Source organism: Curtobacterium sp. Csp2, from assembly GCF_013347165.1.
Map to the genome: position 1 here is coordinate 1,434,194 of NZ_CP054593.1, position 26,507 is coordinate 1,460,700.

Annotated in this window: 24 protein-coding genes, 1 tRNA gene and 1 other RNA gene; 19 read left to right on the plus strand and 7 right to left on the minus strand. The window is 72.3% G+C overall.

What is annotated here, in order from left to right; all coding sequences use genetic code 11:
• Positions 1–50: 50 nt before the first annotated feature.
• The gene (locus HUN59_RS07185; protein ID WP_174777949.1) at positions 51–725 is read right to left on the minus strand and encodes an NAD(P)H-binding protein; all 675 of its coding nucleotides are present in this window, start codon (positions 723–725) and stop codon (positions 51–53) included.
• 36 nt (positions 726–761) lie between these two features.
• Here HUN59_RS07185 and ffs point away from each other — a divergent pair.
• The 13 genes from ffs (at position 762) to HUN59_RS07250 (ending at position 14,686) form a co-directional block, all read left to right on the plus strand.
• An RNA gene (ffs, locus tag HUN59_RS07190) (signal recognition particle sRNA small type) lies at positions 762–858 on the plus strand.
• Between the two features lie 84 nt (positions 859–942).
• Positions 943–3,717 carry a DNA polymerase III subunit gamma and tau gene (locus tag HUN59_RS07195; RefSeq protein WP_174777950.1) on the plus strand — a complete coding sequence of 925 codons (2,775 nt, stop codon included), beginning with the start codon at positions 943–945 and terminating at the stop codon, positions 3,715–3,717.
• Entirely contained in the window at positions 3,717–4,316 is a 600-nt protein-coding gene (gene recR, locus HUN59_RS07200; RefSeq protein ID WP_058743291.1) for a recombination mediator RecR, read from the plus strand. Before HUN59_RS07195 ends, recR begins: the two co-directional genes overlap by 1 nt.
• A 166-nt stretch (positions 4,317–4,482) precedes the next feature.
• Positions 4,483–5,748: an aspartate kinase gene (locus HUN59_RS07205; protein WP_058743290.1), complete on the plus strand. Its 1,266-nt coding sequence runs from the start codon at positions 4,483–4,485 to the stop codon at positions 5,746–5,748.
• Positions 5,749–5,779: 31 nt separating this feature from the next.
• A complete protein-coding gene (locus HUN59_RS07210; protein WP_174777951.1) occupies positions 5,780–6,829 on the plus strand; it encodes an aspartate-semialdehyde dehydrogenase in 1,050 nt (349 codons plus the stop codon).
• A 112-nt stretch (positions 6,830–6,941) separates the two neighbouring features.
• Positions 6,942–8,429 carry a malate:quinone oxidoreductase gene (locus HUN59_RS07215; protein WP_174777952.1) on the plus strand — a complete coding sequence of 496 codons (1,488 nt, stop codon included), beginning with the start codon at positions 6,942–6,944 and terminating at the stop codon, positions 8,427–8,429.
• Between the two features lie 51 nt (positions 8,430–8,480).
• Entirely contained in the window at positions 8,481–9,629 is a 1,149-nt protein-coding gene (locus tag HUN59_RS07220) for an Rv2578c family radical SAM protein (protein WP_174777953.1), read from the plus strand.
• Between the two features lie 106 nt (positions 9,630–9,735).
• Positions 9,736–10,674 (plus strand): hypothetical protein, encoded by a 939-nt coding sequence (locus HUN59_RS07225; RefSeq protein WP_217483629.1) that lies wholly within the window; start codon positions 9,736–9,738, stop codon positions 10,672–10,674.
• Positions 10,625–11,041: a sensor histidine kinase gene (locus HUN59_RS07230; protein WP_174777970.1), complete on the plus strand. Its 417-nt coding sequence runs from the start codon at positions 10,625–10,627 to the stop codon at positions 11,039–11,041. The genes HUN59_RS07225 and HUN59_RS07230 overlap by 50 nt, the downstream gene beginning before the upstream one ends.
• Positions 11,038–12,237, plus strand: a complete 1,200-nt coding sequence (locus tag HUN59_RS07235) for a hypothetical protein (RefSeq protein WP_174777955.1) — start codon at positions 11,038–11,040, stop codon at positions 12,235–12,237. The genes HUN59_RS07230 and HUN59_RS07235 overlap by 4 nt, the downstream gene beginning before the upstream one ends.
• Entirely contained in the window at positions 12,224–12,925 is a 702-nt protein-coding gene (locus HUN59_RS07240; RefSeq protein WP_229666641.1) for a response regulator transcription factor, read from the plus strand. The genes HUN59_RS07235 and HUN59_RS07240 overlap by 14 nt, the downstream gene beginning before the upstream one ends.
• On the plus strand, positions 12,925–13,551 hold the full coding sequence (locus tag HUN59_RS07245) for a thymidine kinase (protein WP_174777956.1): 627 nt from the start codon (positions 12,925–12,927) through the stop codon (positions 13,549–13,551). The genes HUN59_RS07240 and HUN59_RS07245 overlap by 1 nt, the downstream gene beginning before the upstream one ends.
• 91 nt (positions 13,552–13,642) lie before the next feature.
• A complete protein-coding gene (locus HUN59_RS07250; protein ID WP_141862216.1) occupies positions 13,643–14,686 on the plus strand; it encodes an LLM class flavin-dependent oxidoreductase in 1,044 nt (347 codons plus the stop codon).
• Positions 14,687–14,834: 148 nt separating this feature from the next.
• On the opposite strand, the gene HUN59_RS07255 is transcribed toward HUN59_RS07250, so the two are convergent.
• From HUN59_RS07255 to HUN59_RS07275, 5 genes are all read right to left on the minus strand, one after another.
• Positions 14,835–15,467: a response regulator transcription factor gene (locus HUN59_RS07255; RefSeq protein ID WP_174777957.1), complete on the minus strand. Its 633-nt coding sequence runs from the start codon at positions 15,465–15,467 to the stop codon at positions 14,835–14,837.
• Positions 15,464–16,492, minus strand: coding sequence for a sensor histidine kinase (locus HUN59_RS07260; protein ID WP_174777958.1), 1,029 nt, complete (start codon positions 16,490–16,492; stop codon positions 15,464–15,466). The genes HUN59_RS07255 and HUN59_RS07260 overlap by 4 nt, the downstream gene beginning before the upstream one ends.
• A gap of 200 nt (positions 16,493–16,692) precedes the next feature.
• A tRNA-Pro gene (locus tag HUN59_RS07265) sits at positions 16,693–16,766 on the minus strand.
• A 104-nt stretch (positions 16,767–16,870) separates the two neighbouring features.
• Positions 16,871–17,827 carry a metallophosphoesterase gene (locus HUN59_RS07270; RefSeq protein WP_174777959.1) on the minus strand — a complete coding sequence of 319 codons (957 nt, stop codon included), beginning with the start codon at positions 17,825–17,827 and terminating at the stop codon, positions 16,871–16,873.
• Complete coding sequence (locus HUN59_RS07275) at positions 17,824–20,379, minus strand: transglycosylase domain-containing protein (protein ID WP_174777960.1); 2,556 nt, start codon at positions 20,377–20,379, stop codon at positions 17,824–17,826. The genes HUN59_RS07270 and HUN59_RS07275 overlap by 4 nt, the downstream gene beginning before the upstream one ends.
• 50 nt (positions 20,380–20,429) lie before the next feature.
• Between HUN59_RS07275 and HUN59_RS07280 the strand changes: the two genes are divergently transcribed.
• Both HUN59_RS07280 and HUN59_RS07285 read left to right on the plus strand, forming a co-directional pair.
• Positions 20,430–20,588, plus strand: a complete 159-nt coding sequence (locus HUN59_RS07280; protein WP_111227112.1) for a DUF4177 domain-containing protein — start codon at positions 20,430–20,432, stop codon at positions 20,586–20,588.
• Complete coding sequence (locus HUN59_RS07285) at positions 20,585–21,046, plus strand: RidA family protein (RefSeq protein WP_174777961.1); 462 nt, start codon at positions 20,585–20,587, stop codon at positions 21,044–21,046. The genes HUN59_RS07280 and HUN59_RS07285 overlap by 4 nt, the downstream gene beginning before the upstream one ends.
• Before the next feature lie 85 nt (positions 21,047–21,131).
• Here the strand turns inward: HUN59_RS07285 and acs are convergent, their stop codons facing one another.
• The gene (acs, locus tag HUN59_RS07290) at positions 21,132–23,084 is read right to left on the minus strand and encodes an acetate--CoA ligase (protein WP_174777962.1); all 1,953 of its coding nucleotides are present in this window, start codon (positions 23,082–23,084) and stop codon (positions 21,132–21,134) included.
• A gap of 622 nt (positions 23,085–23,706) precedes the next feature.
• Here acs and HUN59_RS07295 point away from each other — a divergent pair.
• From HUN59_RS07295 to HUN59_RS07310, 4 genes are all read left to right on the plus strand, one after another.
• On the plus strand, positions 23,707–24,720 hold the full coding sequence (locus HUN59_RS07295; protein ID WP_174777963.1) for a TadA family conjugal transfer-associated ATPase: 1,014 nt from the start codon (positions 23,707–23,709) through the stop codon (positions 24,718–24,720).
• On the plus strand, positions 24,717–25,649 hold the full coding sequence (locus HUN59_RS07300) for a type II secretion system F family protein (RefSeq protein ID WP_174777964.1): 933 nt from the start codon (positions 24,717–24,719) through the stop codon (positions 25,647–25,649). Before HUN59_RS07295 ends, HUN59_RS07300 begins: the two co-directional genes overlap by 4 nt.
• Positions 25,650–25,748: 99 nt before the next feature.
• Positions 25,749–25,946, plus strand: coding sequence for a DUF4244 domain-containing protein (locus tag HUN59_RS07305; RefSeq protein ID WP_174777965.1), 198 nt, complete (start codon positions 25,749–25,751; stop codon positions 25,944–25,946).
• A 10-nt stretch (positions 25,947–25,956) separates the two neighbouring features.
• Entirely contained in the window at positions 25,957–26,262 is a 306-nt protein-coding gene (locus HUN59_RS07310; RefSeq protein ID WP_144804296.1) for a hypothetical protein, read from the plus strand.
• The last annotated feature ends 245 nt before the right edge of the window (positions 26,263–26,507 follow it).

Sequence of the window (26,507 nt, forward strand, 5' to 3'; positions counted from 1 at the left end):
GTTCAGGGGCGTCGAAGCAGCGCGGGGGCGTCTCGTTCGTGCGGATCGGGTCAGCCGAGGGCGTGCAGGGCGGCGGGGATCGGTGTGTTGCCGCTCGTCACCTCGAACTGCACGCCGACCGCAGAGTCGTCGAGGAGCGCGTGCAGCACGACCGCGGCGACGTCCGCACGGGGGATCGACCCGCGCGGCACCGTGCGCCCGACGGCGATCGTGCCCTGCGGCGGTGTGTCGAGGAGCGCACCCGGACGGACGATCGTCCAGCGCAGGTTCCGCGCGCGGATGTTCGCGTCCGCCTCGGACTTCGCGCGCAGGTACACCTGGAAGACGTCGTCCTCGGAGCGGGCGGGCACGACCGCGCGCTCCGGGTCGTACGAGTCGGCCGCCATCGCCGAGATCATCACGTAGCGGTCGATGCCCATCCGCTCGGCGGCGTCGGCCAGGAGCAGTGCTGCGTCCCGGTCGACGGTCTCCTTCCGCTCCGCACCGCTGTTCGGGCCGGCACCGGCCGCGAACACCACCGCGTCGACCCCGCGCAGGCGCAGGGCGAGTTCGTCGTCGTCGACCTGCTCCAGGTCCACGACCAGCGCGGTGGCACCCTGCTGCTCCACGTCGGCGCGGTGCGCGGGGTTCCTGATGACGGCGACGGCGTCGTGGCCGGCGTCGGTGACGAGGCGGGCGAGGAGCAGGGCGATCTGTCCGTGTCCTCCGGCGATGGCGATCTTCATGTGTCCGATACTGCCCGTCGCGTCCGGTAGACTTCCGGAGGCTCCTCACGTGACGCCATCCAGGCCAACTCCCCCAGGGCGGAAACGCAGCAAGGGTAACCGGGCTCTGGCGGGTGCGTGAGGAGTCTTCTTCGTTCCCGGAGGGCTCTCGGACGGCCCCGTCCACAGCCTCGGTGCGACGGCTGGTGGTGTCGGCCGTCCCGGCTACCCTTGGTCCGTGGTCACCGCCCTGTATCGCCGTTACCGGCCCGAGAACTTCGCCGAGCTGATCGGGCAGTCGCAGGTCACCGACCCGCTGCGGACCGCGCTCCGGACGAACCGTGTCAACCACGCGTACCTGTTCAGCGGGCCACGCGGCTGCGGCAAGACGACCTCGGCCCGCATCCTCGCGCGCTGCCTCAACTGCGCCGAGGGCCCGACGGACACCCCGTGCGGTGTCTGCCCGAGCTGCGTCGAGCTCGCCCGCGGGGGCAGCGGTTCCCTCGACGTGATCGAGATCGACGCGGCGAGCCACAACGGTGTCGACGACGCCCGCGACCTGCGCGACCGCGCCGTCTTCGCGCCGGCGCGTGACCGCTTCAAGATCTTCATCCTGGACGAGGCGCACATGGTGACGCCGCAGGGCTTCAACGCGCTGCTCAAGCTGGTCGAGGAGCCCCCGGAGCACGTCAAGTTCATCTTCGCGACGACCGAGCCCGAGAAGGTCATCGGCACCATCCGGTCGCGGACCCACCACTACCCGTTCCGTCTCGTGCCGCCGGCCACGATGCTCGAGTACGTCGAGCAGCTCTGCGCGCAGGAGTCCGTGTCGGTCGCGCCGGGCGTCCTGCCCCTGGTGGTCCGGGCCGGTGGCGGATCGGTGCGTGACACCCTGTCGCTGCTCGACCAGCTCATGGCGGGGAGCGAGGACGGCGCCATCGCGTACGAGCGTGCCGTCGCCCTGCTCGGCTACACCGACGCGGCACTGCTCGACGACGTGGTCGACGCGCTCGCCGTCGCGGACCCGGCATCGGCGTTCGCGGCCATCGACCGCGTCGTGCAGACCGGTCAGGACCCGCGACGCTTCGTCGAGGACCTGCTCGAGCGGCTCCGTGACCTGATCGTCGTCGCCGCCACGAACGAGAGCGCGGCGGCGGTCCTGCGCGGCATCTCGCCCGAGGAACTCGACACCATGACCCGCCAGGCCGGGGTGTTCGGGGCAACGGCGCTGTCCCGGGCGGCGGACATCGCGAACCGCGCCCTGACGGACATGACCGGTGCGACCTCACCGCGGCTGCACCTCGAGCTGATGACGGCGCGCATGCTCGTGCCCGAGGCCGACGACACCCAGCGCGGGGCCCTCGCCCGTGTGGAGCGGCTCGAGCGCCGTGTCGGTGTCGGCGACGCGGGTGGACACCAGGGCGGTCCGACGGCGGACGCGGCTCCTGCCGCTCCGACCCGGACGGCGCCGCCTGCCGCTCCGCAGCGCACCGCAGCTCCGGCGCCCGCGTCGACCGGTTCGCCTGCGTCGACCGCTGCGCCCGCGCAGTCGGCGGCTCCTGCAGCGAGCCCGCGCTCGACCGGTGAGCCGTCGTCCGGCAACGGATCTGCCGCCCCCGGGGACGCCGTGCGTGACGCCGCCGCAGCGTGGGGAGCGGTCGCACCGAGCACCCCGCAGCCCGCGCAGCAGCCGCACGCCGAGCGCCCGTCGACGGATGTCCCGGCCGCCCCGTCCGCTCCGTCCGCTCCGTCCGGCACGGCCAACGCCTCGTCGACCGGGCAGGGCACGGCGGTCGGCGACGAGCCCGTGGTCCGTCCCATCGCGGCCGTGGGCTTCCAGCAGCTCCGCGACGCCTGGCCGCAGGTCGTCGAGCACGTGCAGAAGGCCCGTCGGTCGGCGTGGTCCGTGGTCGTCACGGCGCAGGTCACGGCCCTGCGTGAGGACGTGCTCACCCTGACGTTCCCGAGCCAGCAGGACGTGGCGTCCTTCAAGGAGATGTCCGATCCCGCGACGAGCGTCAGTGAGCTCCTCCGCTCGGCGATCATCGACGTCCTCGGACTCCGGGTGAAGTTCGTCGCCCGCGGGCCCGGGCAGCACCAGCAGCAGCAGCCGAACGGTCAGCAGCGGGCTCCGCAGCAGCAGATCCGGCAGCAGCAGGCCCCGCAGCAGGCGCAGCAGGCCCCGCAGCAGGCGCAGCAGGCGGCGGCGCCGGAGCGTCGTGCCCCCGAGCCGAAGCCCGAGCCCGAGGTCGCGGCGCCGCGGGCCCAGGCGCCGCAGGCTCCGGTGCAGCAGCAGGCGCCCCAGGCTCCCGCGGCACCGACTCCCGCGCCTCAGCCCGCGGCGACACCGGCACCGGCGTCCAGCAGCCCGGTCACCGACTGGGCGGTTGCCACCATCCCAGCGGCTGACCCGACGCCCGCACCCGCCGCCCCGGCCGGACGAGCGGAACCGAGCTGGTCGGCGCCCTTCGGCACGACGGACACCGGCGAGCCCGTCACCCCCGTCCCGGTCGTCGGCGACCCCGCCGCCGACGCAGCGCTCGCTGCGCAGCTGCGTCCAGCCTCGGCGCTCGGCGGAGGCGCCTCCGCGACGCCGCGCCCGCGTGCCGAGTCCGCCCCGGCCGCCGCACCGGCGGCAGCCGAGACGTCGGCGTCCGCACCCGCTGCGCCCGACACCACGGCGACCCGGTCCGACGTGCCCGTCGACGACTACCCCCTCGACGACGAGCCGTACGACGACGGCGCCCCGTTCCCCGACCCGGGCACCGGAGTGCCGGCCGCGGCGCCGACACCGCCCGCAGCGGCGTCCGGCCAGCAGCAGGGCGCTGCCCGACAGCAGGGCGCCGCCCAGCAGCAGGCCGCACCCCGACAGCAGGCCGCCCGGCCGCAGCCGACCACCACACCTCCGGCCCGTCGCGCCCCCGTCGCGGGACGCTACGGCGAGGCCGTCGTCCGTGAGATCCTCGGTGCCCAGTTCATCGAGGAGACCGCCCTGCACGAGGAAGGCGCCTGATGTACGACGGCATCGTCCAGGACCTGATCGACGAGTTCGGTCGCCTGCCCGGCATCGGCCCGAAGTCCGCGCAGCGGATCGCGTTCCACATCCTGCAGACCGAGTCGTTCGACCCGAGCCGCCTGGCGGAGCTCCTGGCCGACGTCAAGGAGAAGGTCCGCTTCTGCGAGGTCTGCGGCAACGTGACCGAGTCCGAGCGCTGCAGCATCTGCCGCGACCCCCGTCGTTCGCCGACCGTGATCTGTGTGGTGGAAGAGGCGAAGGACGTCGCCGCGATCGAACGGACGCGCGAGTTCCGCGGGCTCTACCACGTGCTCGGCGGTGCGATCAGCCCGATCGACGGTGTCGGTCCGGACGACCTGCGCATCCAGCAGCTCATGACGCGCCTGGCCGACGGCACGGTGGACGAGGTCATCATCGCGACCGACCCGAACCTCGAGGGCGAGGCGACGGCGACGTACCTGAGTCGTCTGCTCGTCCCGATGGGCATCCGGACGACGCGACTCGCGTCCGGTCTGCCCGTGGGCGGCGACCTGGAGTACGCCGACGAGGTCACACTCGGACGGGCCTTCGAGGGTCGTCGCCTGGTCGGCGGCTGAGCACGACGCCACCGGCCGGCACGCACCCGCCGCGCGGCTCCTCACGCCCAGCAGCACGCAGGATCCTTGCGTCCCACCCCGTTCCGACGCAACATCCGCGGAACACCCTCTACCATTGTCGAACCGCGTCACATCGCGGATCCGTCGTCCCCGGGAGTACCAAGCAGTGGCCTTGATCGTGCAGAAGTTCGGTGGATCGTCCGTCGCGGACGCCGAGAGCATCAAGCGCGTGGCGAAGCGGATCGTCCAGACGAAGAAGGCCGGCAACGACGTCGTCGTCGCGGTCTCGGCGATGGGCGACACCACCGACGAGCTCGTCGACCTCGCGCACTCGGTGACGCCCATCCCGGCTGGTCGTGAGCTCGACATGCTGCTCACGGCGGGGGAGCGCATCTCGATGGCCCTGCTCGCGATGGCGATCAAGAGCCTGGGCGTCGAAGCCTCGTCCTACACCGGTAGCCAGGCGGGCATGCTCACCGACGCCCAGCACGGCAAGGCCCGCATCGTCGACGTCACCCCGAAGCGCGTGCGCGAGGCGCTCGACGCCGGCCACGTCGCGATCGTCGCGGGCTTCCAGGGCTTCAACCGCACGACCGGCGAGATCACCACGCTCGGTCGCGGCGGCTCCGACACCACGGCCGTCGCCCTCGCCGCCGCGCTCGACGCCGACGTCTGCGAGATCTACACCGACGTCGACGGCATCTTCACCGCCGACCCGCGCGTGGTCCCGAAGGCCAAGAAGGTCGACCGGATCACGAGCGAGGAGATGCTCGAGCTCGCGGCCTCCGGCGCCAAGGTCCTGTACATCCGTGCCGTCGAGTACGCCCGTCGGCACGGCGTCACCCTGCACGTCCGCTCCTCCTTCAGCAACGCCGAGGGAACCATCGTCTACAACCCTGCAGAGGGGGAAACCGTGGAAGAACCGATCATCACCGGGATCGCCGGAGACCTCTCCGAGGGCAAGATCACCGTCGTCGGCGTGCCCGACACCCCGGGCAAGGCCGCCGAGATCTTCACGATCGTGGCCCGTGCCGGCGCGAACATCGACATGATCGTGCAGAACGTGTCCGAGGCCGTCACCGGCCGCACGGACATCTCCTTCACGCTGCCGAAGGACCAGGGCCAGGGCGTACTCACGGCGCTCGAGGTCGCGAAGGCCGACATCGGCTACGAGGGCATCCAGTACGACGACCAGATCGGCAAGCTCGCCCTCGTCGGTGCGGGCATGCGCACGAACGCCGGCGTCTCCGCCGCGCTCTTCCGCGCCCTGCACGAGGCGTCGATCAACATCGAGATGATCTCGACCTCGGAGATCCGCATCTCGGTCGTCACCCGTGCCGACACCCTGAACGAGGCGATGCGCGTCGTGCACGCGGCGTTCGGCCTCGACGCCGACCAGGAAGCCGTCGTCTACGCCGGCACGGGCCGCTGACCGCGGTCCCGCGAACGAGCAGGAGCACCACATGAGCACCACCGTCGCCGTCGTCGGCGCCACCGGTCAGGTCGGCGCCGTGATGCGTCGCCTCCTCGAGGAGCGCGCGTTCCCGGCCGACCGCGTCCGGTTCTTCGCGAGCGCCCGGTCCGCCGGCACCACGCTGCCGTTCCGCGGCGAGGAGATCGTCGTCGAGGACTCCGAGACCGCCGACCCGTCCGGCATCGACATCGCGCTGTTCTCGGCGGGTGCCACCGCCTCGCGCGCCCTCGCGCCGAAGTTCGCCGCTGCGGGAGCCGTCGTCGTCGACAACTCCAGCGCCTGGCGGATGGACCCGGACGTCCCGCTCGTGGTGAGCGAGGTGAACCCGCACGCCATCGACCAGGCGCCGAAGGGCATCATCGCGAACCCGAACTGCACGACGATGGCGATCATGCCCGTGCTCAAGGTCCTGGACACCGAGTCCGGTCTCCGCCGACTCGTGGCCACGACGTACCAGGCCGTGTCCGGGTCCGGGCTCGCCGGGGTCGAGGAACTGCTCGGCCAGGCCAAGGCCGCCCTCGAGCAGGACGCCGTGGCGCTGACCCACGACGGCTCGGCCGTGACCTTCCCGGAGCCGGTCAAGTACGTGCGTCCCATCGCGTTCGACGTCGTGCCGCTCGCCGGCTCGATCGTCGAGGACGGCGAGGGTGAGACCGACGAGGAGAAGAAGCTCCGCAACGAGAGCCGGAAGATCCTCGAGCTGCCCGACCTGCTCGTCGCCGGCACCTGCGTGCGCGTCCCGGTCTTCACCGGGCACTCGATCTCGGTGCACGCCGAGTTCGACCGTCCGCTCTCGCCCGAGCGCGCGACGGCGATCCTCGCCGAGGCGCCCGGCGTCGAGCTCGCCGACGTGCCGACGCCGCTGCAGGCCGCCGGGCAGGACCCGTCGTTCGTCGGCCGGATCCGGGCCGACCAGTCCGCGCCCGCCGGTCACGGCCTCGCGCTCTTCGTGAGCAACGACAACCTGCGGAAGGGCGCCGCGCTCAACGCGGTGCAGATCGCCGAGACGATCGTCGCCAGCCGCACCGTCGCCGCGTAGCGGCCGGGGAGGGACCAGAAGACGGACGGGAGGCACGTGGCGGGTTCGCCACGTGCCTCCCGTCCGTCTGTCGGTCGGCTCGCACCCGGCCGCACGCCGGTAGGATCGACGGGTGGCAGTGAAGCAGGTGGACCCCATCGACGTCGTCCTGGTCGGGGGAGGGATCATGAGCGCCACGCTCGGCGCGATCATCCACCGGCTCGAGCCCACGTGGCGCATCCGCGTGTACGAGCGGCTCGGATCGGTCGCGCAGGAGTCCTCGAACCCGTGGAACAACGCGGGCACCGGGCACTCGGCGCTCTGCGAGCTGAACTACACGCCCGAGCTGCCCGACGGACGGGTCGAGATCGCGAAGGCCGTCACGGTCAACGAGCAGTTCCAGGTGTCACGGCAGTTCTGGGCCCACCTCGTCGAGACCGGTGCGCTGCCGGAGCCCTCGAACTTCATCAACCCGACGCCGCACATCTCGTTCGTCTGGGGTGCTGACAACGTCGAGTACATGCGGAAGCGCTGGGAGGCGCTCAAGGACCACCCGCTCTTCGCGGGCATCGAGTTCTCGGACGACCCCGCGCAGATCCGGCAGTGGGCACCCGCGCTCATCCCGGGGCGCAAGAAGGACCAGCCGATCGCGGCGACGTACTCGGCCGCGGGCTCCGACGTCGACTTCGGGTCGCTGACGCGCCAGCTCTTCGACGAGCTCGAGATCGCCGGCGTCGAGTTCGAGCCGTCGCACCAGGTCCGGAAGATCACCCGCTCGACGGTGTCCGAGGGCTGGGTCCTCGACGTCCGCAACGAGATCGGTCGCTCCACGCAACGCATCGCGGCGAAGTTCGTCTTCGTCGGCGCGGGCGGCGGAGCACTCCACCTGCTGCAGAGGTCCGGCATCCCGGAGATCCGCGGGTACGGCGGGTTCCCGGTGTCCGGCGAGTTCCTCCGGACCGACGAGCCCGAGGTCGTGCAGAAGCACGCGGCGAAGGTGTACGGCAAGGCGAGTGTCGGCGCTCCGCCGATGTCCGTCCCGCACCTCGACACCCGCATCGTCGACGGCAAGGCGTCGCTCATGTTCGGCCCGTACGCCGGGTTCAGCCCGAAGTTCCTCAAGCAGGGCTCCGTGCTCGACCTGTTCCGCTCGATCCGACCGCACAACCTGCGTCCGATGCTCAGCGTCGCGTTCTCCAACTTCGACCTCGTCCGCTACCTCGTCGGGCAGCTGCTCGCGTCGAAGCAGACGAAGTTCGACGCCCTCCGCGAGTTCATGCCGACGGCCGAGCCGGACAACTGGCACCGGATCACCGCCGGGCAGCGTGTCCAGGTGATCAAGCCCGACCGCGAGAAGGGTGGCGTGCTGCAGTTCGGGACCGAGGTCATCACGTCGGCCGACGGGTCGATCGCGGGTCTGCTCGGTGCGAGCCCCGGGGCGTCCACCGCGGTGCCGATCATGCTGTCCATGCTGCAGCGGTGCTTCCCGGACCGCTGGGCAGGCTGGGAGCCGACGGTGCGCGAGATGGTGCCGACGTACGGCACGGACCTCGGCTCCGACCCGGCGCTCGCGGACGAGACCCTCGCGCGGACCGCGAAGGTGCTCGGGCTGCACCACTGACCCGGGCTCGCCCGGCTTGACCGCCGTTCGAACGTGTGTTCGAATGGCGGCATGCGGTGGAGTGGACAGGCGATCGACGCGGAGCGGACCGACGCGCTCCCGGGGCTCGCGTCGAACAGCGGGCTCGTTCGGAGCGTCACGACGCCGGAGTTCGCGGGGGTCACCTTCCACGAGGTCCTGGCGAAGAGTGCCCTGAACCGTGTGCCCAGTGCCGACGGTGCCGGTACCTACGGCTGGACGATCAATCCGTACCGCGGGTGCAGCCACGCGTGCGTGTACTGCTTCGCCCGGCCGACGCACACGTACCTGGAGTTCGACGGCGGCGCGGACTTCGACCAGCAGATCGTCGTGAAGACCAACGTCGCCGACGTGCTCCGCCGCGAGCTCCGCCGACCGAGCTGGCAGGGGCACCCGGTCGCCCTCGGCACGAACACCGACCCGTACCAGCGCGCCGAGGGCAAGTACCGACTGATGCCGGGCGTGATCCGTGCCCTCGCCGAGTCCGGGACGCCGTTCAGCATCCTGACGAAGGGCACGCTGCTCCGACGTGACCTGCCCCTGCTGGCCGAGGCCGCACAGCAGGTACCGATCGACCTGGCGATGTCGATCGCGGTGTACGACGACGCGCTGCAGCAGCAGGTCGAGCCGGGCACCCCGACGACGGCGGCACGGTTGGCGACCGTCCGGGCGATCCGGGACGCGGGCCTCGACTGCTCGGTGTTCCTGATGCCCGTGCTGCCGTTCATCACCGACACCCGGGCACACCTCGACGACGCGATCGGGCGGGCGGCCGCGGCTGGTGCGACGAGCGTCATGTACTCGGCGTTGCACCTGCGGCCTGGGGTCAAGCCGTGGTGGTTCGCGTGGCTGCAGCAGACCCGCCCGGACCTGGTCGCGCGGTACCGGTCGATGTACCTCGACAACACGTACGCCCCGAAGGACTACCGCCGGTGGCTCGCGGAGCGGGTCCGTCCCATCCTGCGCGCCCACGGGGTCGCGGTCGGTCGGGTCGACCCGGCGACCGGCTCGATGGGGTTCCGCGACCGCGAGGAACGGCTGCGCACGATCCCGACCGGGCGCACGGCCTCGCCGCTCGACGAGCAGTCGCGTCCGTCGGTGTCGCCGCTGCAGCGCGCGGACCCCGGCTGGGGGCATCGGACAGCCAGCGTCGGTGCGGCGTCCGGGCCGACCTTGTTCTGACGCGAGTGCGCTTCCGCGTTCGGGGGACACCGAGTGTCGGTGATCGGCGGTAACATCGGGCGGGTCGCCGAACGGTGCTCGTTTCGGGGTACACGACAGCCTCCCGATGGCCGTCGTCGGCGACACGACGACCCTCCGGAAGGACCCTCGACCCGTGCTCGGCATCCCCACGCACCTCGCGCCCCGCGTGAATGCCTGGTCGACCGTGCGCGCCTTCCACGCCGCCGCCGTCGGGTCCGTGGTGGCCGCGGCGGTCGTGCTGCTGCTCTACCGGCTGGCCGACCCGGACGTCCGGATCGTCGGCGCCGTGCTCGCCCTCGTGCCGATGGCCCTGATGATCGGCGTGCACGTGCAGTTCGGCACGTGGCGGTCGGCCGTGGCCTTCCTGCTCGTCGGCGGGGTGTCCGCGTGGTGGTTCGCGCTCGTCGTGCAGCGCGAGGTCCCGGCGGGCTGGGTGACGAGCTACCTGCTGTCGCTCGTGATCATCCCGCTCGTCCTCGTCGGTGGTGCCGGCGCGGTGGCCGGACGCGTCGTGCTCTGGTCGGTCGGCGGGTTCCTGGTCGGACGCCTCGCGACCTCGATCGCCGTCGCGCAGGTGGACGGGCCGCCACGGCCGCTCCTGCTCGCCTGGGTGACCCTCGGCTTCGTCGTTGCGCTCGTGCTCTTCACCAGCCGGAACACCGCACGGTCCGAGCGGGTCCAGCCCGAGCTGCTCCGCTCCGCGCGCGAGGAGCACGTCTCGGCGTACCGCGCCGGGGTCGAGGGCGCCGAGCACGGCGGTGTCACCCGTCACGTCGACCTGCAGGCCCTCGGCGCGGTGCTCGTCGACCATCGCCTCGAACGCGTCGACGGCGACGGCGGACGGCCGGTCCACGGTGGACCCGGACGGCGCGAGCCACTCCTTGCCGGTCAGCATCGCGACGTCGGACTCCACCGTGCGTGCGAGTTGCGGGTCCATCGGGCCGTCCGCCGTCGCCGTCGACGCGTTCGAGGCGATGGTCGACGAGCACCGCGCCGAGGGCCTGCAGGTCGACGTGACGGGTGACACCGCCGTGCTCGGCGCCCTCGACCACACCGCCTCGACCGCGCTGTTCCGCGCGGTCGGCCAGTGCCTCGCCAACGTCCGGAAGCACGCCGGCACCGACCGAGCCGAGGTCAGCGTCTTCGACGACGGTGCATCGTGCACGGTCATGGTTGTCGACGACGGCCGTGGCTTCGACGAGCAGGAGACCAGCCCGGACCGGATGGGCCTGCGCGGCTCCGTCCGCGAGCGCATCGCGCGCGTCGGTGGCGACGTGCAGGTCTGGTCGTCGCCCGGGTCCGGCACCAGCGTGATGATGACGGTGCCGCACGCCGCCGCCGCGGTCCCGGTCGCCGCCACGCTCGACGACGAATGGGGGACCGGCCGGTGAGCCGCGTCGACGACGTCCGGGCCCGCACCCGTGGCAGCCGCACGGCGCAGCAGTACGACCCGCTCGGCGCGATGGGGTCGCGTCCGCTCGCGATCGTCCTCGGCGCCGGTGGGGTCGCCTGGGCGCTGCTCGTGTCCGTGTTCGACCGGGACGTGCCCGGGAGCCCGACGCTCAGCGCGTTGACCATCCTGCTCCTCGCTGCGTCCGGCGCGGTCGTGTTCGTCGCCTCGTCGCCGTTCCGCGCCCCGTTCCCGCGGTGGGCGTTCGTGCTCCACGTCGTCCTACTCGCCGCAGCGACCGTCGCGAGCGTCGCGGCGCAGTGGGGCCCTGACCGCAGCGCCCTGAACGACTTCATGAGCCTGCTCACCGCGACCGGCATCGTGATGGCAGCGCCGTACCGACCGTGGCGGGACCTCGCCGTGGGCGGTGTGGTGCTGGCCGTCGTCGACGCCGGAGCGTGGGGCGCTGCCGCGACCGTGTTCCCGTACGGCGTGCCGGCGTCGGTCGCGGCGTTCCTCGCCGCCGCCCCGACGCTCGTGCTCACCACGGCGTCCGTGGTGTTCGCCGCGACCTTCGCAGGGCTCGCCGAGCGCGTCCAGATCCGGGCCGGGTCCTACTCCGTCGCCCGTGCGGAGCGGGACGGCATCGCCGCGAGCGTGCAGCACGACCGCTCGGTGGTCCTCGCCCGTGACGTCGCTCCGTTCTTCGCCGAGCTCCGCACGAGAGCGGCCATCACGGACGCCGACCGTGCGCGGGCCCGTGCGATCGCCGACGGCATCCGGCGGGCCATGGTCGCCGACGCCGACCGGACGTGGTTCGAGCACGCCGTGGTCGTGGACGGCGGGACGGCCAGCGCGATCGACGACCCGGACGGGCTGATCGCGACGCTCGACGCCGACCAGCGCACCGTCGTCCGGACGTTCCTGCGCGCGGCCCTCCGCGCGGCGACGGTCGACCCGGCCGGGTTCCGCGCCCGGGTCCGGCGGTCGGCGGACGACGACCCTCCGACGACCCCGAGCGCCACCGGAACCGGGACTGTCTCCGTCGCGCTCGACCTGGCCGTGGACGACTCCGACGTGGGCATCCACCGCACCTTCGACCCCTACCTCGCGGTCCTCCGCGTGACCTTCCCCGACCTCGACGTCGCCGTCCGGCCGTCGTCCCTCGCACTAAGGTTCTCCTATGACCAGCACTGACCCGAACCGGACCACGGAGGGCGTGCCCCCGCTCCCGCAGCCCGGCACCCGACGCGTGCGGCTGGCGATCCTCGACGACCACGAGGTGCTGCTCGACAGCCTCTCGAGCTGGATCGCCGTGAACGCCTTCGACTTCGACCTCGCGCTGACGGCCCACACCTGGCTCGAGATGGTGCACAGCGAGAACTTCCCGACCGACCTGGTCTTCCTCGACTTCCAGCTCAAGGAGCCGGTGTCGATCGAGGCACGCGTCCGCACCTGTCGCGCGGCCGGGGCGAAGGTCATCGTGCTGTCCAGCGTCGACAGCCGCGAGTCCCGCGACCGCGCCCTCGCCGCCGGTGCCGCGGCCTTCCTGTCGAAGTCGCTGCCGATGCGCGAGGTCATGGACGTGGCACGCGAGGTCATGGGCGTCTCGCGCGAGACCCCGCCGCAGCGTGACTGGCGTCCGCTGCCCACGGGCGCGAACGCGCACCAGCGGCCGAAGCTCAGCCACGGCGAGGAAGAGGCGCTGCGCCTGTACGTGTCGGGCTACTCGACGAACGAGGTCGCCGCGCAGATGAACGTGCAGTACGAGACGGCCAAGACCTACCTGCGCCGCGTGCGCGAGAAGTACAGCAAGGTCGGTCGTCCGGCGTCGAAGAAGTCCGACCTGATCCGTCGTGCGGCAGAGGACGGGTTCCTCGCGTAGTGGCGAAGCTCTACTTCCGCTACGGCGCGATGAACAGCGGCAAGAGCACCGGGCTCCTGCAGGCCGCCTACAACTACGAGGAGCGCGGGCAGCGCGTGCTGCTCGCGAAGCCGTCGGTCGACACCAAGGGTGACCGCGAGATCGTGTCGCGCCTCGGCGTCACCCGGTCCGTCGACGTCGTCTTCGCGCCGGACGACGACGTCCGCGCCGCCGTGGCGACCGCCGGAGCGGTGGACCCGGAGTCCGACCGGCTCGACGGCATGGTCCGGCCGCTCAGCTGCGTCCTCGTCGACGAGGCGCAGTTCCTGACGCCCCGCCAGGTCGACGACCTGCTCCGCATCGCCGTCCTCGACGACGTCCCGGTGCTCGCCTACGGCATCCGCACCGACTTCCGCACCGAGGCGTTCCCCGGCAGCGCGCGGCTGCTCGAGATCGCGCACTCCCTCGAGGAGCTCAAGACCATCTGCCGCTGCGGTCGCAAGGCGGTCTTCAACCCCCGCAAGGTCGACGGACACTTCGTCTTCGACGGCTCGCAGGTCGCCATCGACGGCGCCGGCGTCACCTACGAGGCGCTGTGCGCCAACTGCTACCTCACCGAGTCGGGCGGTCGCCTGGACGGCGACTGACGGACTGGAGGCTCGTGGCGGGCCCCGCCACGCGCCTCCAGTCCGTCCCGTGGCCCGGAATGCACGCGAGCCGGCGACCGTTGGTGCCCACATGAGCGACGCCACCGTGCACCTGTCCGTCCTGGACCTGGCCACCCGCGAGTACGGCCAGACGAACACCGAGGCCCTGCAGGGCACCATCGACACGGCGGTGCACGCCGAACGGCTGGGCTACGAGCGGATCTGGGTCGCCGAGCACCACGGCATGCCGGGCATCACCTCGTCGGCGCCCGCGGTGCTGCTGAGCGCCGTCGGCGCCGCCACCTCGCGGATCCGGATCGGCTCCGGTGGCGTGATGCTGCCGAACCACGCACCGCTCGTCGTCGCCGAGCAGTTCGGCACGCTGCGTGCACTGTACGGCGACCGGGTGGACCTCGGCATCGGCCGGGCGCCGGGCACCGACGGTGCGACCGCGATGGCGCTGCGCCGCACGGACCGTCTCGACGTGGACGACTTCCCGCAGCAGCTCGCTGACCTGATCGGCTTCTTCACGGGGATGGACGCCGAGAACCCGCTGTCGCGCATCCGTGCCGTCCCCGGGTACGGCGACGTGCCGGAGTTCTGGCTGCTCGGGTCCTCCGGGTACAGCGCCCAGGTGGCGGGGGCGCTCGGCGTCTCGTTCGCCTTCGCGCACCACTTCGCGTCGGACAACACCGAGGCGGCGCTCGCGCTGTACCGGGACTCGTTCCGGCCCTCGCGCTTCCGGCAGACGCCGAACGCGCTGATCGGCGTGCAGGTCGTCACCGACGAGGACCCCGCGGTCGTCGACGAGCAGAGCGCCCCGGGGATGATCTCGTTCATCCGGATGCGGCAGGGTGCCAAGCCCGAGCCGGTGTCGATGGACGAGGCCCGCGCGTACGAGTTCTCCGACCTCGAGCGGCGGTTCATCGCGGCACGCACGGAGCGCCAGGCGTACGGCTCACGTGAGCAGGTCGCGGCGAAGCTCAACGAGCTCGTGGCGTCCACGGGCGCGGACGGGGTGATCGTGGCGCCGGGGGCCGCCCAGGCGCGGTACCGGCACCAGGCGCTCGAGGTCGTCGCGTCGCTGCAGGCCGAGGGACGGCTCGTGCCCGCCGGGGTGGCTGCGGCGCGGTAGCCCGGGCTGCGGCTGTGGTGCCGCTGCGGCTGTTGCGGTGCCGCTGCTGCGGTGTTGACGGCCACTCTTCGCGCTCAGGGACACCTCACGCGCTCGCGATGCCGTGAGATGTCGCTGGGCGCGAACGATCGCTGGCTGGCTGTCCCGCTCAGGCGAGCAGGCCGAGGCGGTTCGCGGCGGCGATCGCGCCGACGCGGGTGCCGACGTCGAGCTTCCGGAACACGTTGTAGACGTGGCGCTTCACCGTGCCGATCGCCAGGCCGAGCTCCGACGCGATCTCGGCGTTCGACCGAGCGGCGGCGACGAGCCGCAGGACCTCGAGTTCGCGGTCGCTCAGGGGCGTGCCCGCCCGTGCCTCGGTGACGAGGTCGATCGGGAACGTCACCGGCGCGGCGTCGGTGCTCGTCGCCCGGACGATGCGGTCGACGAGCTCGCGGCTCGGGGTGTCCTTGGTGACGAAGTCCACGGCACCGGCGTCGAGGAGCGCCCGGCGCAGCACCGCGTCCCGGTGCATGGTCAGCACGACCACCCGGACGTGCGGGTGCCGCCGACGCACCGTCGCGATGGTCGTCCGCGCCGGTGGCCCGTCGAGCTCCACGTCCAGGAGCAGCACGTCGATCGCCGCGACCTCGGGGGAGTCCAGCACGTCGGACGGCCGTTCGCCGTGCGCGACGACGCGGATGGTCGGCACGGCGGACAGGATCGTGGCGAGTCCCTCGCGGAACAGCCGGTGGTCGTCGACGATCGCGACGTGCGTGATGCCCGGCCGCTGCCCGCTCACAGTGACCCCATGGGCACGACGAGCCGGACGGTGGTCCCGGCGCCCGGGGCGCTCTCGACGTCGAGTCGTGCGCCGAGGACGCCCGCGCGCTCGCGCATGGTGTGCTGCCCGAGCCGGCCCTCCGCCGCGGTCCCCGGCGTGAACCCGGGTCCGTCGTCCCGCACGGTCACCACGACCGTCGTGTCGGACCAGGCGAACGTCACCGTCCCCGTCGATCCCGGGGCGTGCTTGCGCCGGTTCGTGAGGGCCTCGAGCAGGATCGTCAGGGTCTCCTCGGCCTTCCAGTTCGGCAGGGCACCGGGCACGCCCGTCGTGGTGATCGTCAGCCGGTCGTCGCCGGGGAACAGGTCGTCGACGTGCCGTCGCAGGGCGTCGTCGAGGCGGTCGTCGCCGACCCGGGCGTGCAGGGAGACCGCGAGGTCCTGGACGTCCCCGAGCGCCGTCCGGAGCAGCCGCCCGGCCGCCTCGAGCTGCGCGGTGCGCTCGGAGGTCGGGGGGTCGGTCAGCAGGACCAGGTCGAGCCGCTGCAGCCCCGCGAGGACGCCGTGGGCGACCCGGTCGTGCAGGTCCCGGGCGATCTGGGTGCGGGAGTCGAGGTTGGTCGTCGTGACCCGCTGCCGCAGCGCCTCGGTGTACGCGATCGCCCCCGCCGGGAACCGGCTCCAGACGCCCGCGTGCAGGGCCCGGGTGGCGCGGAGGACCTCGTCGGTGGTGCTCGCACCGACCTCGGCGACGAAGACCGGCAGGTAGGCGTCGAAGAGCATCTCGGCGGCGAGCATGGCGCCGGCCGGGTGCTGGGCGTGCTCGGCGTGCAGCGCCCCGGTGGCGAGGTGCTCCGGGTCGAGGTAGCGGTCGCTGACGATGCTCGCGGTGCCGTCGCCCGCGGCGTACCGGGCGTGCGCGTCGGTGATCATCGAGGTCACGTTCTCGAGCAGGCTCTGCGCCAGCACGGGGTCGTCGGCGAGCTCCGGGAACCGGGACCCGATCTCGGTGAGGACGGCGGCGAGTTGCGGAGGGATCGTCATGACGCCTGCGAGCGTAGCGGGGGTCCGGCGCCGGGAGCGTGCCGCGGGATGGGCGTGTGCCCGGGGACACACGCCGTTGCGGCCGCGCAGCGGTCGAGGCTCGGCCAGGAGTCGAGGCTTGGACAGGAGTCGCCAGACAGAGCAAGAGGCCCTGGTTCCTTCGAACCAGGGCCTCCTGCGATTACTGTCTCAACACAGTGTCGGGGTGACAGGATTTGAACCTGCGACCTCCTCGTCCCGAACGAGGCGCGCTACCAAGCTGCGCCACACCCCGCGGTGTGATCACTCCGTTCCCGGAGCAACCCCAGAAGTCTATCCGATGTTCGGGGGTGCTCACGACCATCGGCGAGACGCCCGGGCGCGTCGTCGTGGCAGGGGTCAGTCGGTGCGTGCCGTGAGGGTCACGACGACGGCCTCGGGGCGGCAGGAGAAGCGGACCGGCGCGTAGATCGACGTCCCGATGCCCGCGGAGACCTCGAGCCACGACCAGTGCGCGCGGTGCTGCCACTTGTGCAGGCCGCTGACGTACCGCCGCGGCAGGTCGGAGTTCGTGACGAGGGCGCCGATGCCGGGGACCTGCACCTGCCCGCCGTGGGTGTGCCCGGCGAAGACGATGTCCGCACCCTGGTCGACGAAGGCGTCGAGCACGCGGCGGTACGGTGCGTGCGTGATCCCGATCGCGACGGGGGAGGGGCCGTCCTCGTCCTCGGTCCACGGCACGTCGCTGCGCATCTCGTCGACGTTGGTCGGCAGCAGGTCGAGCCGGTCCCAGCCGCGGTGCGCGTCCGACGTGCCGAACAGCTCGAAGCGCGACCCGCGGAGCTCGATCGCGTGCGCCTGGTCGTTGACGTCGAGCCAGCCGAGCGACTCGAAGAAGGCCGTCTGCCGGTCGATGTCGAGCGACACCGGCCGCCGGTCGGCGTGCATGCGGCTCGGACCGCCGAAGTACTTCAGCGGGTTGCGGGGCGACGGTCCGTAGAAGTCGTTCGACCCGTGCGCGAAGGCACCCGGGACGCCGCGGAACGGCTCGAGCGCGTACTCCACCGCGCTGTTCGCCGTGGCGTGCCCGAGGTTGTCGCCGGTGTTCACGACGAAGTCCGGCTCGACGAGCGACAGGTCGCGCAGCCACTGCTGCTTGTCGGCCTGCCACGGTGCCATGTGGATGTCGGACAGGTGCAGCACCGTCACGTCGCGGGAGCCGGGCGCGAGCACCGGCACGGTCTCCCACCGGATGCCGAAGCGGCGACGCTCGACGAGGGAACCCCACGCCGCCGTCGCCGCTCCGATGGTCGCACCCGCGGCGATGACGCCCAGCGCGGCGCGACCGCGACTCACTTGCAGTCCTTCGGTGCCTTGCCGTCCTTGTCCCCGAAGAGCTGGAGCGTCAGCGCCGTGCTCTTCGCGGTGGCGGTCCCGGCACCCGGGTCGACCGCGGCCACGGTGCACTCCTTGCCGCCCTTGACGTACTGGTCGGAGACGTTCACCGAGCCGAACCCGGCGTCACCGAGCGTGCTCCGGGCGTCCTGCAGGCTCTTGCCCGCGACCTCCGGAACGGTCGACTGCGAGCCGTCCGTCGTGTACACGGTCACCGAGGAGCCGGTGGAGAGCAGGGAACCGGCGCCGGGCGACGTCGAGGAGACCGTGCCCGCGGTGCCGGCGCCCGGCTGCGCACCGCCGTCGACGTACGTGAAGCCGGCGGACGACAGGATCGAACGGGCCTCGTCGGCGGTCTTGCCCGACACGTCCGGGACGGCGACGCTGTTGCCGCGGAGGGCGGTCTGCGACGGGGTCGGGAACGGGTCGGCCGGGTGCTTGGCGTTGATCGGGATCATCGCCTGCTGCCACACGTGCGCACGCTGCGAGGCGTAGGAGCCCCACCCGGCGCCGGGCAGGTAGTGGCGGAGGTTGTTCTTGCCACCGTCCGTGTTGCCCTGCCAGTACGCCGTCGCGACCTTCGAGCTCGCACCGACGAGCCAGATCTGGTCGGCGTCGTCCGTGGTGCCCGTCTTCGCGAACAGCTGCGTGCCGTCCGGGGTCTGGGCGCCGACGGCCGTACCCGAGGCGATCGTGCCGCGCATGGCGAAGGCCGCGGTCGCGGCGACGCTCGGGTCGAGCACCTGCTTGCACTGCTTCGGCTGGCCGCCGAGCGACTTGCCCTCGGCGTTCGTGATGTTGTCGATCGCGATCGGGGAGCAGTAGGTGCCGTTGTTCGCGATGGTCGCGTACGCGGACGCCATGGTGAGCGGCGCGATGTTGTTCGTGCCGAGGATCGACGACGGGTAGGCGTTCAACTCGGTCTTCTCGTCGGCGGAGTGCACGCCGAGGTCCTGCGCGGTCTGGCGGATGTCGCACAGGTCGAGCTTCGCGGCCATGGAGGCGAACGCCGCGTTCACGGACAGCGCGGTGGCGCGGGCGACCGTGAAGTTGCCGTTCTCACCCGCGGAGTCGTTCTTCGGCGCCCAGTTCGACGTGATGGTCGAGCCGCACTGCGTCCAACGCGACGTGTTGTGCGGGGTGCCGTTGACGCTCTCGTTCAGCCCGTGCCCGGCCTTCAGCCAGTCGAGGAGCGTGAACACCTTGTACGTCGAACCGACCTGGAAGCCGATCGAGCCGCCGTACTCCTTGTCGACCGAGTAGTTGATCGAGGTCGCCGTGGGCGGGGTCTGCAGGGACTGGTCGTAGTCCTTGTTCTGCGCCATCGTCAGGATGCGTCCGGTCGACGCCTCGACGGAGTTGAGGGCACCACCGAGGCTGAAGCGGCTCTCGGTGTTCGGGTCGTACGTGTTGAGCAGGTCCTTCTGCTGACCGTTCAGGTCGAGGTCGAGGGTGGTCTGCACTGTGTAGCCGCCGTTGCGCCAGGCGGTCGCGCGCTCCTTCTCGGTCGCACCGAGCTGGGACATCTGCTTGACGACCTTGACCGCGTAGTCGCAGAAGAACTGCGAGCCGTTGCCGGCCGCCGACTGGCAGCCCTGGTTCGGCTCCGTCAGGTGCACGTAGTCCGCGGGCTTCGAGGCGATGGCCGCGTCGAACTGCTCCTTGGTCAGGTGCTTCTGCGCGTACATCGACTTGAGGATGACGTCGCGACGGGCGACGTTCGCGTCGTAGTACTTGGGGTCGGACAGGTTCCGCGAGTTCGGCGACTGCACGATCGCGAGGATCGAGGCGGCCTCCTGCGGGGTCAGGTCCGTGGCGTTCTTGTTGAAGTAGTGCTGCGCGGCGGCCTGCACGCCGTACGTCTGGTCGCCGAAGTAGGCGATGTTGAGGTACCCGGTCAGGATCTCCTTGTGCGAGTACTTCTTCGCCAGACCGATCGCGAGCTTCATCTCCTCGAGCTTGCGGGGGATGGTCTGCTCGACGGCGTCGTTGTAGGCCTTCTCGCGCTCCTCCGGGGTGGGGAGCTCGAGCGCCTGCTGCATCTTGATGTTGCGCACCAGCTGCATGGTCAGCGTCGACCCGCCGCCGGACTCGCCGAGGCCGCCGGCGAGGGACCCCACGCCCGCACGCACCAGGGACGTCATGTCGACGCCGCCGTGGTCGTAGAAGCGCTTGTCCTCGCCGTCGATCGCCGCGTTCTTCAGCTGGTCGCTGATCTGGTCGAACTGCAGCTCCTGGCGATTCTGGTCGTAGACCGTCGCCAGGTGCACCGGCTGCCCGTTCGAGTACGCCAGGACCTCGTTGCGCTGCGGCAGGTCACCGATCTCGATGTACTCCGGCAGCGACTCGAAGACGCCGATCGTCGAGGTCGTCGTGACGCCGGCGACCGCGATCGCCGGGGTGACGCCGATCGTGACCAGCAGGCCGGCGAGCGCGCTGAAGCCGACGAAACCGACGAAGGCGCCGATCGCGGAGACGGGCTTGGTCCGCGAGGCAGACTTCTGGGCAGACATAGGATGCAGCCTAAACGACGCCCACGACTGAAAGGCTGGCAAGGAACCGCATGACTCGCTGGGAGTACTTCACCACGCCGTTGATGATCCACAACACCGCCGCCATCCTCAACGCCCACGGCGACGAGGGCTGGGAGCTGGTCCAGGTCGTCACCGGACCCGAGGGCGGACTGGTCGCCTACCTGAAGCGCCCGAAGGCCGACGCGTGAGCGTCGCGGACCGCCTCGCCGAGCTCGGGCTGACGATCCCCGCGGTCGCGGCGCCGGTCGCCGCCTACGTGCCCGCGGTCGTCACCGGCCGGTACGTGTACACCGCGGGACAGCTCCCCTTCGTCGACGGCGCACTGCCCGTCACGGGCAAGGTCGGGACGTCGGTCGACCCCGAGACCGCCACCGCGCAGGCGCGCGTGGCCGCGTTGAACGCGCTCGCGGCCGTCCAGTCGGTCGCCGGTTCCCTCGAGCGGGTCGCCCGGGTCGTCAAGGTGACGGTCTTCGTCGCCTCGGACCCGTCCTTCACCGGCCAGCCCGCCGTCGCCAACGGCGCGTCGACCCTGGTCGGCGAGGTCTTCGGCGACGCCGGCGTCCACGCGCGGAGCGCGGTGGGCGTCGCGGTGCTGCCGCTGGACGCGCCGGTCGAGGTCGAGCTGGTCGTCGAGCTGACGGACTGAACCACCCGCGCACCGCAGCCGGTGCGCCCACGTGAGCGGGGCCTCCAGTCAGGACGGACTGGAGGCCCCGCTCACGTTCCGTGCGCTACATCAGTTCCGCGATGGTCGCCATGATCGTCGGGTCGGCGAGCGTCGTCGTGTCGCCGATGCGGCGGCCCTCGGCCGCGTCGCGGAGGAGGCGGCGCATGATCTTGCCGGAGCGGGTCTTCGGGAGCTCCGGGACCACGACCACCTGGCGCGGCTTCGCGATCGCCCCGATGCGCTTGCCGACCCAGTCACGGAGTTCCTTCGCGACCGCGTCGCGGTCGACGCCCTCGGCCGCCTCGGCGCTGAGGATCACGAACGCGACCACGGCCTGACCGGTCGTCTCGTCGGCGGCGCCGACGACTGCGGCCTCGGCGACGCCCTCGTGCCCGACGAGTGCCGACTCGATCTCCGCGGTGGACAGGCGGTGACCGGAGACGTTCATGACGTCGTCGACGCGGCCCTGCACCCAGATGTCGCCCTGACCGTCGAGCCGCGCGCCGTCGCCCGCGAAGTAGCGGCCGGGGAGGCGCGACCAGTAGGTCTCGACGAAGCGGTCCGGGTCGCCCCAGATGCCGCGGGCCATCGACGGCCACGGGTCGGTGATCGTGAGGTAGCCGCTGCCACCGGGCGCGACGCGCTGGCCGTCCTCGTCGACGATCTCCGCGGTGATGCCCGGGAGCGGGGTCTGGGCGGCGCCCGGCTTGAGCTTCGTGACCCCCGGGAGCGCGGAGATCATGATCGCGCCGGTCTCGGTCTGCCACCACGTGTCGACGATGGGTGTGCGGTCGTGGCCGATCACCTGGCGGTACCACTGCCAGGCCTCGGGGTTGATCGGCTCGCCGACGCTCCCGAGCAGGCGGAGGGACGCCAGGCTGCGCGCCTCGGGGATCTGGCGTCCGGCCTTCATCGCGGCGCGGACCGCGGTGGGGGCGGTGTACAGGACCGTCACGCCGTACGAGTCGACGATGTCCCACCAGCGGCCGGGCTTCGGCTCGTCCGGGGTGCCCTCGTACAGGACCTGGGTGACGCCGTTGGCCAGGGGGCCGTAGACGACGTAGGAGTGCCCGGTGATCCAGCCGATGTCGGCCGTGCACCAGTAGACGTCCTTCTCCGGGTGCATGTCGAACACGTTGCGGTGCGTGTACGCCGCCTGCGTCAGGTAGCCACCTGACGTGTGCACGATGCCCTTCGGCTTCCCCGTCGTGCCGGACGTGTAGAGGATGAACAGGGGCGTCTCGGCGGGGAAGGCCTGCGGTTCGTGCTCGGCGGCGGCCTTCGCGATCTCGTCGTGCCACCACAGGTCGCGGTCGGTCCAGCCGACCTCGTTGCCCCCGCGCTTCACGACCAGCACGTGCTCGACGGTGTCCGTGCCGTCGCCGGCCAGGGCGTCGTCGACCGCGGGCTTGAGCGGCGAGACCGCTCCGCGCCGCCAGCCGCCGTCCGCGGTGACGACGAGCTTCGCGCCGGCGTCCTCGATGCGGGCGCGGAGGCTCTCGGCGCTGAACCCGCCGAAGACCACCGAGTGCACGGCACCGATGCGCGCGACGGCGAGCATCGTGACCACGGCCTCGGGGATGAGGGGCATGTAGACGACGACGCGGTCGCCCTGCTCGACGCCCAGGTCGGTGAGCATGTTCGCGGCGCGCTGCACCTCGGCGGTGAGCTCGGCGTAGGTGATCCGGCGGGTGTCGCCGGGGGCGCCCTCGAAGTGGATCGCCACGCGGTCGCCGTTGCCCGCGCGGACGTGGCGGTCCAGGCAGTTCTCCGCGACGTTGAGCGTGCCGTCGTCGAACCACTTGGCGAACGGCGCGCCCGACCAGTCGAGCGTCCGGGTGAACGGCGTCCGCCAGTCGAGCAGGTTCCGCGCCTGGTCCGCCCAGAACGCCTCGCGGTCGGCGGCGGCGGCCTCGTGCAGGTCCTCGTGCGCGACGGCGTCGGCGACGAAGTCGGCGGGGGGAGCGAAGGTCGGGCCGTCCTCGTGGCGTTCGTCGGCCTGGGTCGGAGTGGACATCGGTGTCCTTTCGCGTCGTTGCGGCAGGGGTGCTCGGTCGTCGGTTGCTGGTGCGGTCGGCGCCGGGTGGCGGTCGTCGGTTGCTGGTGCGGTCGGCGGTCGAGTGGGTGCAGACGGAGACTACCGCCGGGCGCGGACCGGAGGGTCGTCGTGACACGAGCCGGATCACGACCGGGGGTTGCCGAGCAGGCTCGTTCATGGGGTACAGTGGTTCCTACCGGGCTCGTTCCCGGTGGCACCGGTTCGGATTCCCCCCAATCCACCGATGTCCGGCGGCACCAGTTCCCCCCAACCGGTGCCGCCTCTTCTTTTTCCCCGACGGGTGTCGCGCATCCGTCCGGCGGCCCGTCGGGTGATCCCCGATCTGGTGCCGAACCGTGGACAGACCTGTCCATACCGGCGCGACACGCGTTCGATCGGTGTCGGGGCTCCGTGACCCCTCGTGAGACGGGTCAGGGCGGCTCGGTGCGGTGTTGCACCACCCCTGGACTCGCGGCATGGAACGGGGTACGGCTTTGTAGTTCGGGGTACAAAAGAGTCCGCTGGCCGGGATCGGCTCTGTTGTCCACAGAGCCGTTCGTCCGCGCGACGAACCACGGATGGTCGCCCTACCGTCCCCGTCATGCACCGACACCGAGCCGGGACCGATCCCTTCCTGCCGCACGTCGACCGGCCGGCGCACCGGCGTCGGGTGGACGCCGGTGTCTTCGAGGAGCTCGCCGCCCTCGTGGTCGACGCGGACACGACCGACGTCCTGGTCGTCGGCGGACGTGGCACGTGGGTCGACCGGGGGCGCGGACTCGAACGGGTCCCGCCTGCCCTGCCCGAGCGGCGCGTGCGGGCGCTGGCGACCGAGCTCGTCGCACTCGGCGACCGGCACGTCGACGAGAGCACACCGTGTGCGGACGTCCGGATCGGGGACGGCATCCGGGTGCACGTCGTGCTCGCGCCGGTCGCGGTCGACGGGACCGCGCTGTCCGTCCGCCTGCCGCGACCCGGTCGTCCGACCCTCGCCGACCTCGAGGGCCTCGGCGCGTTCCGGACGGTGCCACGTTCGGTGCTCGAGGACGCCGTCGCCGCTCGGCGGAACGTCCTGGTGACCGGCGCGACCGGCAGCGGCAAGACGACGATGCTCTCCGCGATGCTCGCCGCCGTCCCGCACACCGAGCGGATCGTGACCGTCGAGGACGTCGCCGAGCTCCGCGTGGACCATCCCCACGTCGTCGCGCTCGAGGCACGTCAGGCGAACGCCGAGGGGGCCGGAGCACTCGGTCTCGAGCGGCTCGTCCGCGAGGCCCTGCGGATGCGGCCGGACCGACTGGTGGTGGGGGAGTGCCGCGGAGCCGAGGTGCGCGAGCTCCTCGCCGCGCTGAACACGGGGCACGACGGTGGCGCCGGGACCCTGCACGCGAACGGTCTGGCGGACGTCGCGGCCCGGCTCGAGGCCCTCGGAGCGCTCGCCGGACTCGGGGTCACCGCCGTCGCCCGGCAGGTCGTCAGCGCGCTGGACCTCGTCGTGCACCTCGAGCGGCGGGCCGGGAAACGCATCGTCGCTGCGGTCGGGACGCCCGTCGTGGACGAGGGCGGTCGGCTCGCGACGCGACCGCTCCAGGGCACGGCACGCCGGCGCCGGTGACCGGTGGGGGCGCGGCCGGGCGCCGAGGCGCCGGTGCCTCGGCTCCGCGGTGGGTCGGCGGCGCGGCAGGGCGTCCGGCCGACGGTGCTGCGATCGCGCGTCTGATCGACCAGGTCGCGGTCCTGGTGGCTGCCGGCGTCCCACCGCCGCGCGCATGGACGCTGGTCGGCGGACTCCCCGACGGGGACGACCCGGCCTGGCACGACGTGCGGATCGTCATCGCGGTCGCCGAGCGCACCGGGGCGCCCGTGGCCGACGCGCTCCGGGCGCTCGCCGCGGCGATGCGTCGGACGGCGGCCTCGGACCGGGCGGTCCGGGTCGCGCTCGCGGGACCGCGGACGAGTGCCCGGGTGGTGTTGACACTGCCGGTGTTCGGCCTCGCGCTCGCGTCGGCGTGGGGAGCCGGAGCAGTCGAGGTGCTCGTGACCGGTCCGGTCGGCTGGTGCTGCACGGTGTCGGCCGCGATCCTCGTCCTGGCCGGTCGACGGTGGAGCGCCGGCCTCGTCCGCCGAGCGACGCCGGACGGCCGGGTCGCGGGGGTCCTGCTCGACGCCTGGGCGGTCGCGCTGTCCGGCGGAGGGTCGTGGGCCGCGGCCGCCACGACGGTGCGGGAGGTCCTCGCCGAGCAGGGCGGTGGTGCCCTGGCTCCGGCTCCGGCTCCGGCTCCGGCGGAGGCGGCGACCGAGCGCCGGCTCCGGGAGGTCCTGTCCCTCAGCCGTCGTGCCGGTGTGCCCGCGGCGGGGCTCCTCCGTGCCGCGGCCGAGGACGTGCGGGACGACGCCGCTGCCGCCGCGCTCGCCGAGGCCGAACGGCTCGGCGTGCGACTCGTCCTGCCCCTGGGGGTGTGCGTGCTCCCGGCGTTCGTGCTGGTCGCCGTCGTGCCGGTCGTCGTCGGTGTCCTCTCCTCCACCGTCGGGGGTCCGGGCTGACGCATCCACAGACCGCACGGTTCGCCCGTCCCGCAGCCGCCGCGGTCGCGAGGCTGGTCCCACGACGAGCGAGATGCCTCACAGAGAAAGGGGAACGACATGACCGACACCACGAGGGGCCACCGCCGCACGAGGCGCCGGCTGCGGCTCCGCGCCGACGACGGGTCCGCCACGGCCGAGTACGCGGTCGTCATCCTGGCCGCGGTGGCCTTCGCCGGCGTGCTCGTGGCCGTGATGCGGTCGGGCGAGGTCCAGCAGATCCTGACCGACCTCGTCCGCGGTGCGCTCACCTCGTGACGGCGGGAGCGTGACCGTGGAGTTCGCCGTGGCGCTGCCCGCCGTGGTCCTCGTGCTCGTGACGCTCGTGGCCGGGGTCGTCCTGGTCGACCGCGTCGGGAGCATGCAGGCCGCGGCGGGCGCCGCCGCACGGGCGCTCGGGCGGGGCGACCAGGCCGCGGCTGACCGGCTGGTGCGCGAGGGGGCGCCGGGCACGGTCGCGACCGTCCGGCACGCCGACGGCACGGTGTGCGTCGACCTGGCGGGGCGGACGGGCGGCCCGCTGTCCGCCGTCCCGCTGACCGCGACGGGGTGCGCGGCGGAGGCTGGTCGGTGAGCGGGCGCCGGGGGAGTCCGGTGCTCGGGTCGGACCGCGGTTCGGCGACGATCGTGCTGGTCGGGGTCGTCGCCCTCGTCCTGCTCGTCGGCTCGGTGGCGCTCGGCGCCGCGCGCGACCGGGTCCTGTCGACCCGTGCGGCGGCCACGGCGGACTCGGCGGCGATCGCCGCTGCCGGGGCCGCCGTCGGGCTCGTGGCCGGTGCGCCGTGCGCTGCTGCCGGTCGGGTCGCCAACGCGAACGCT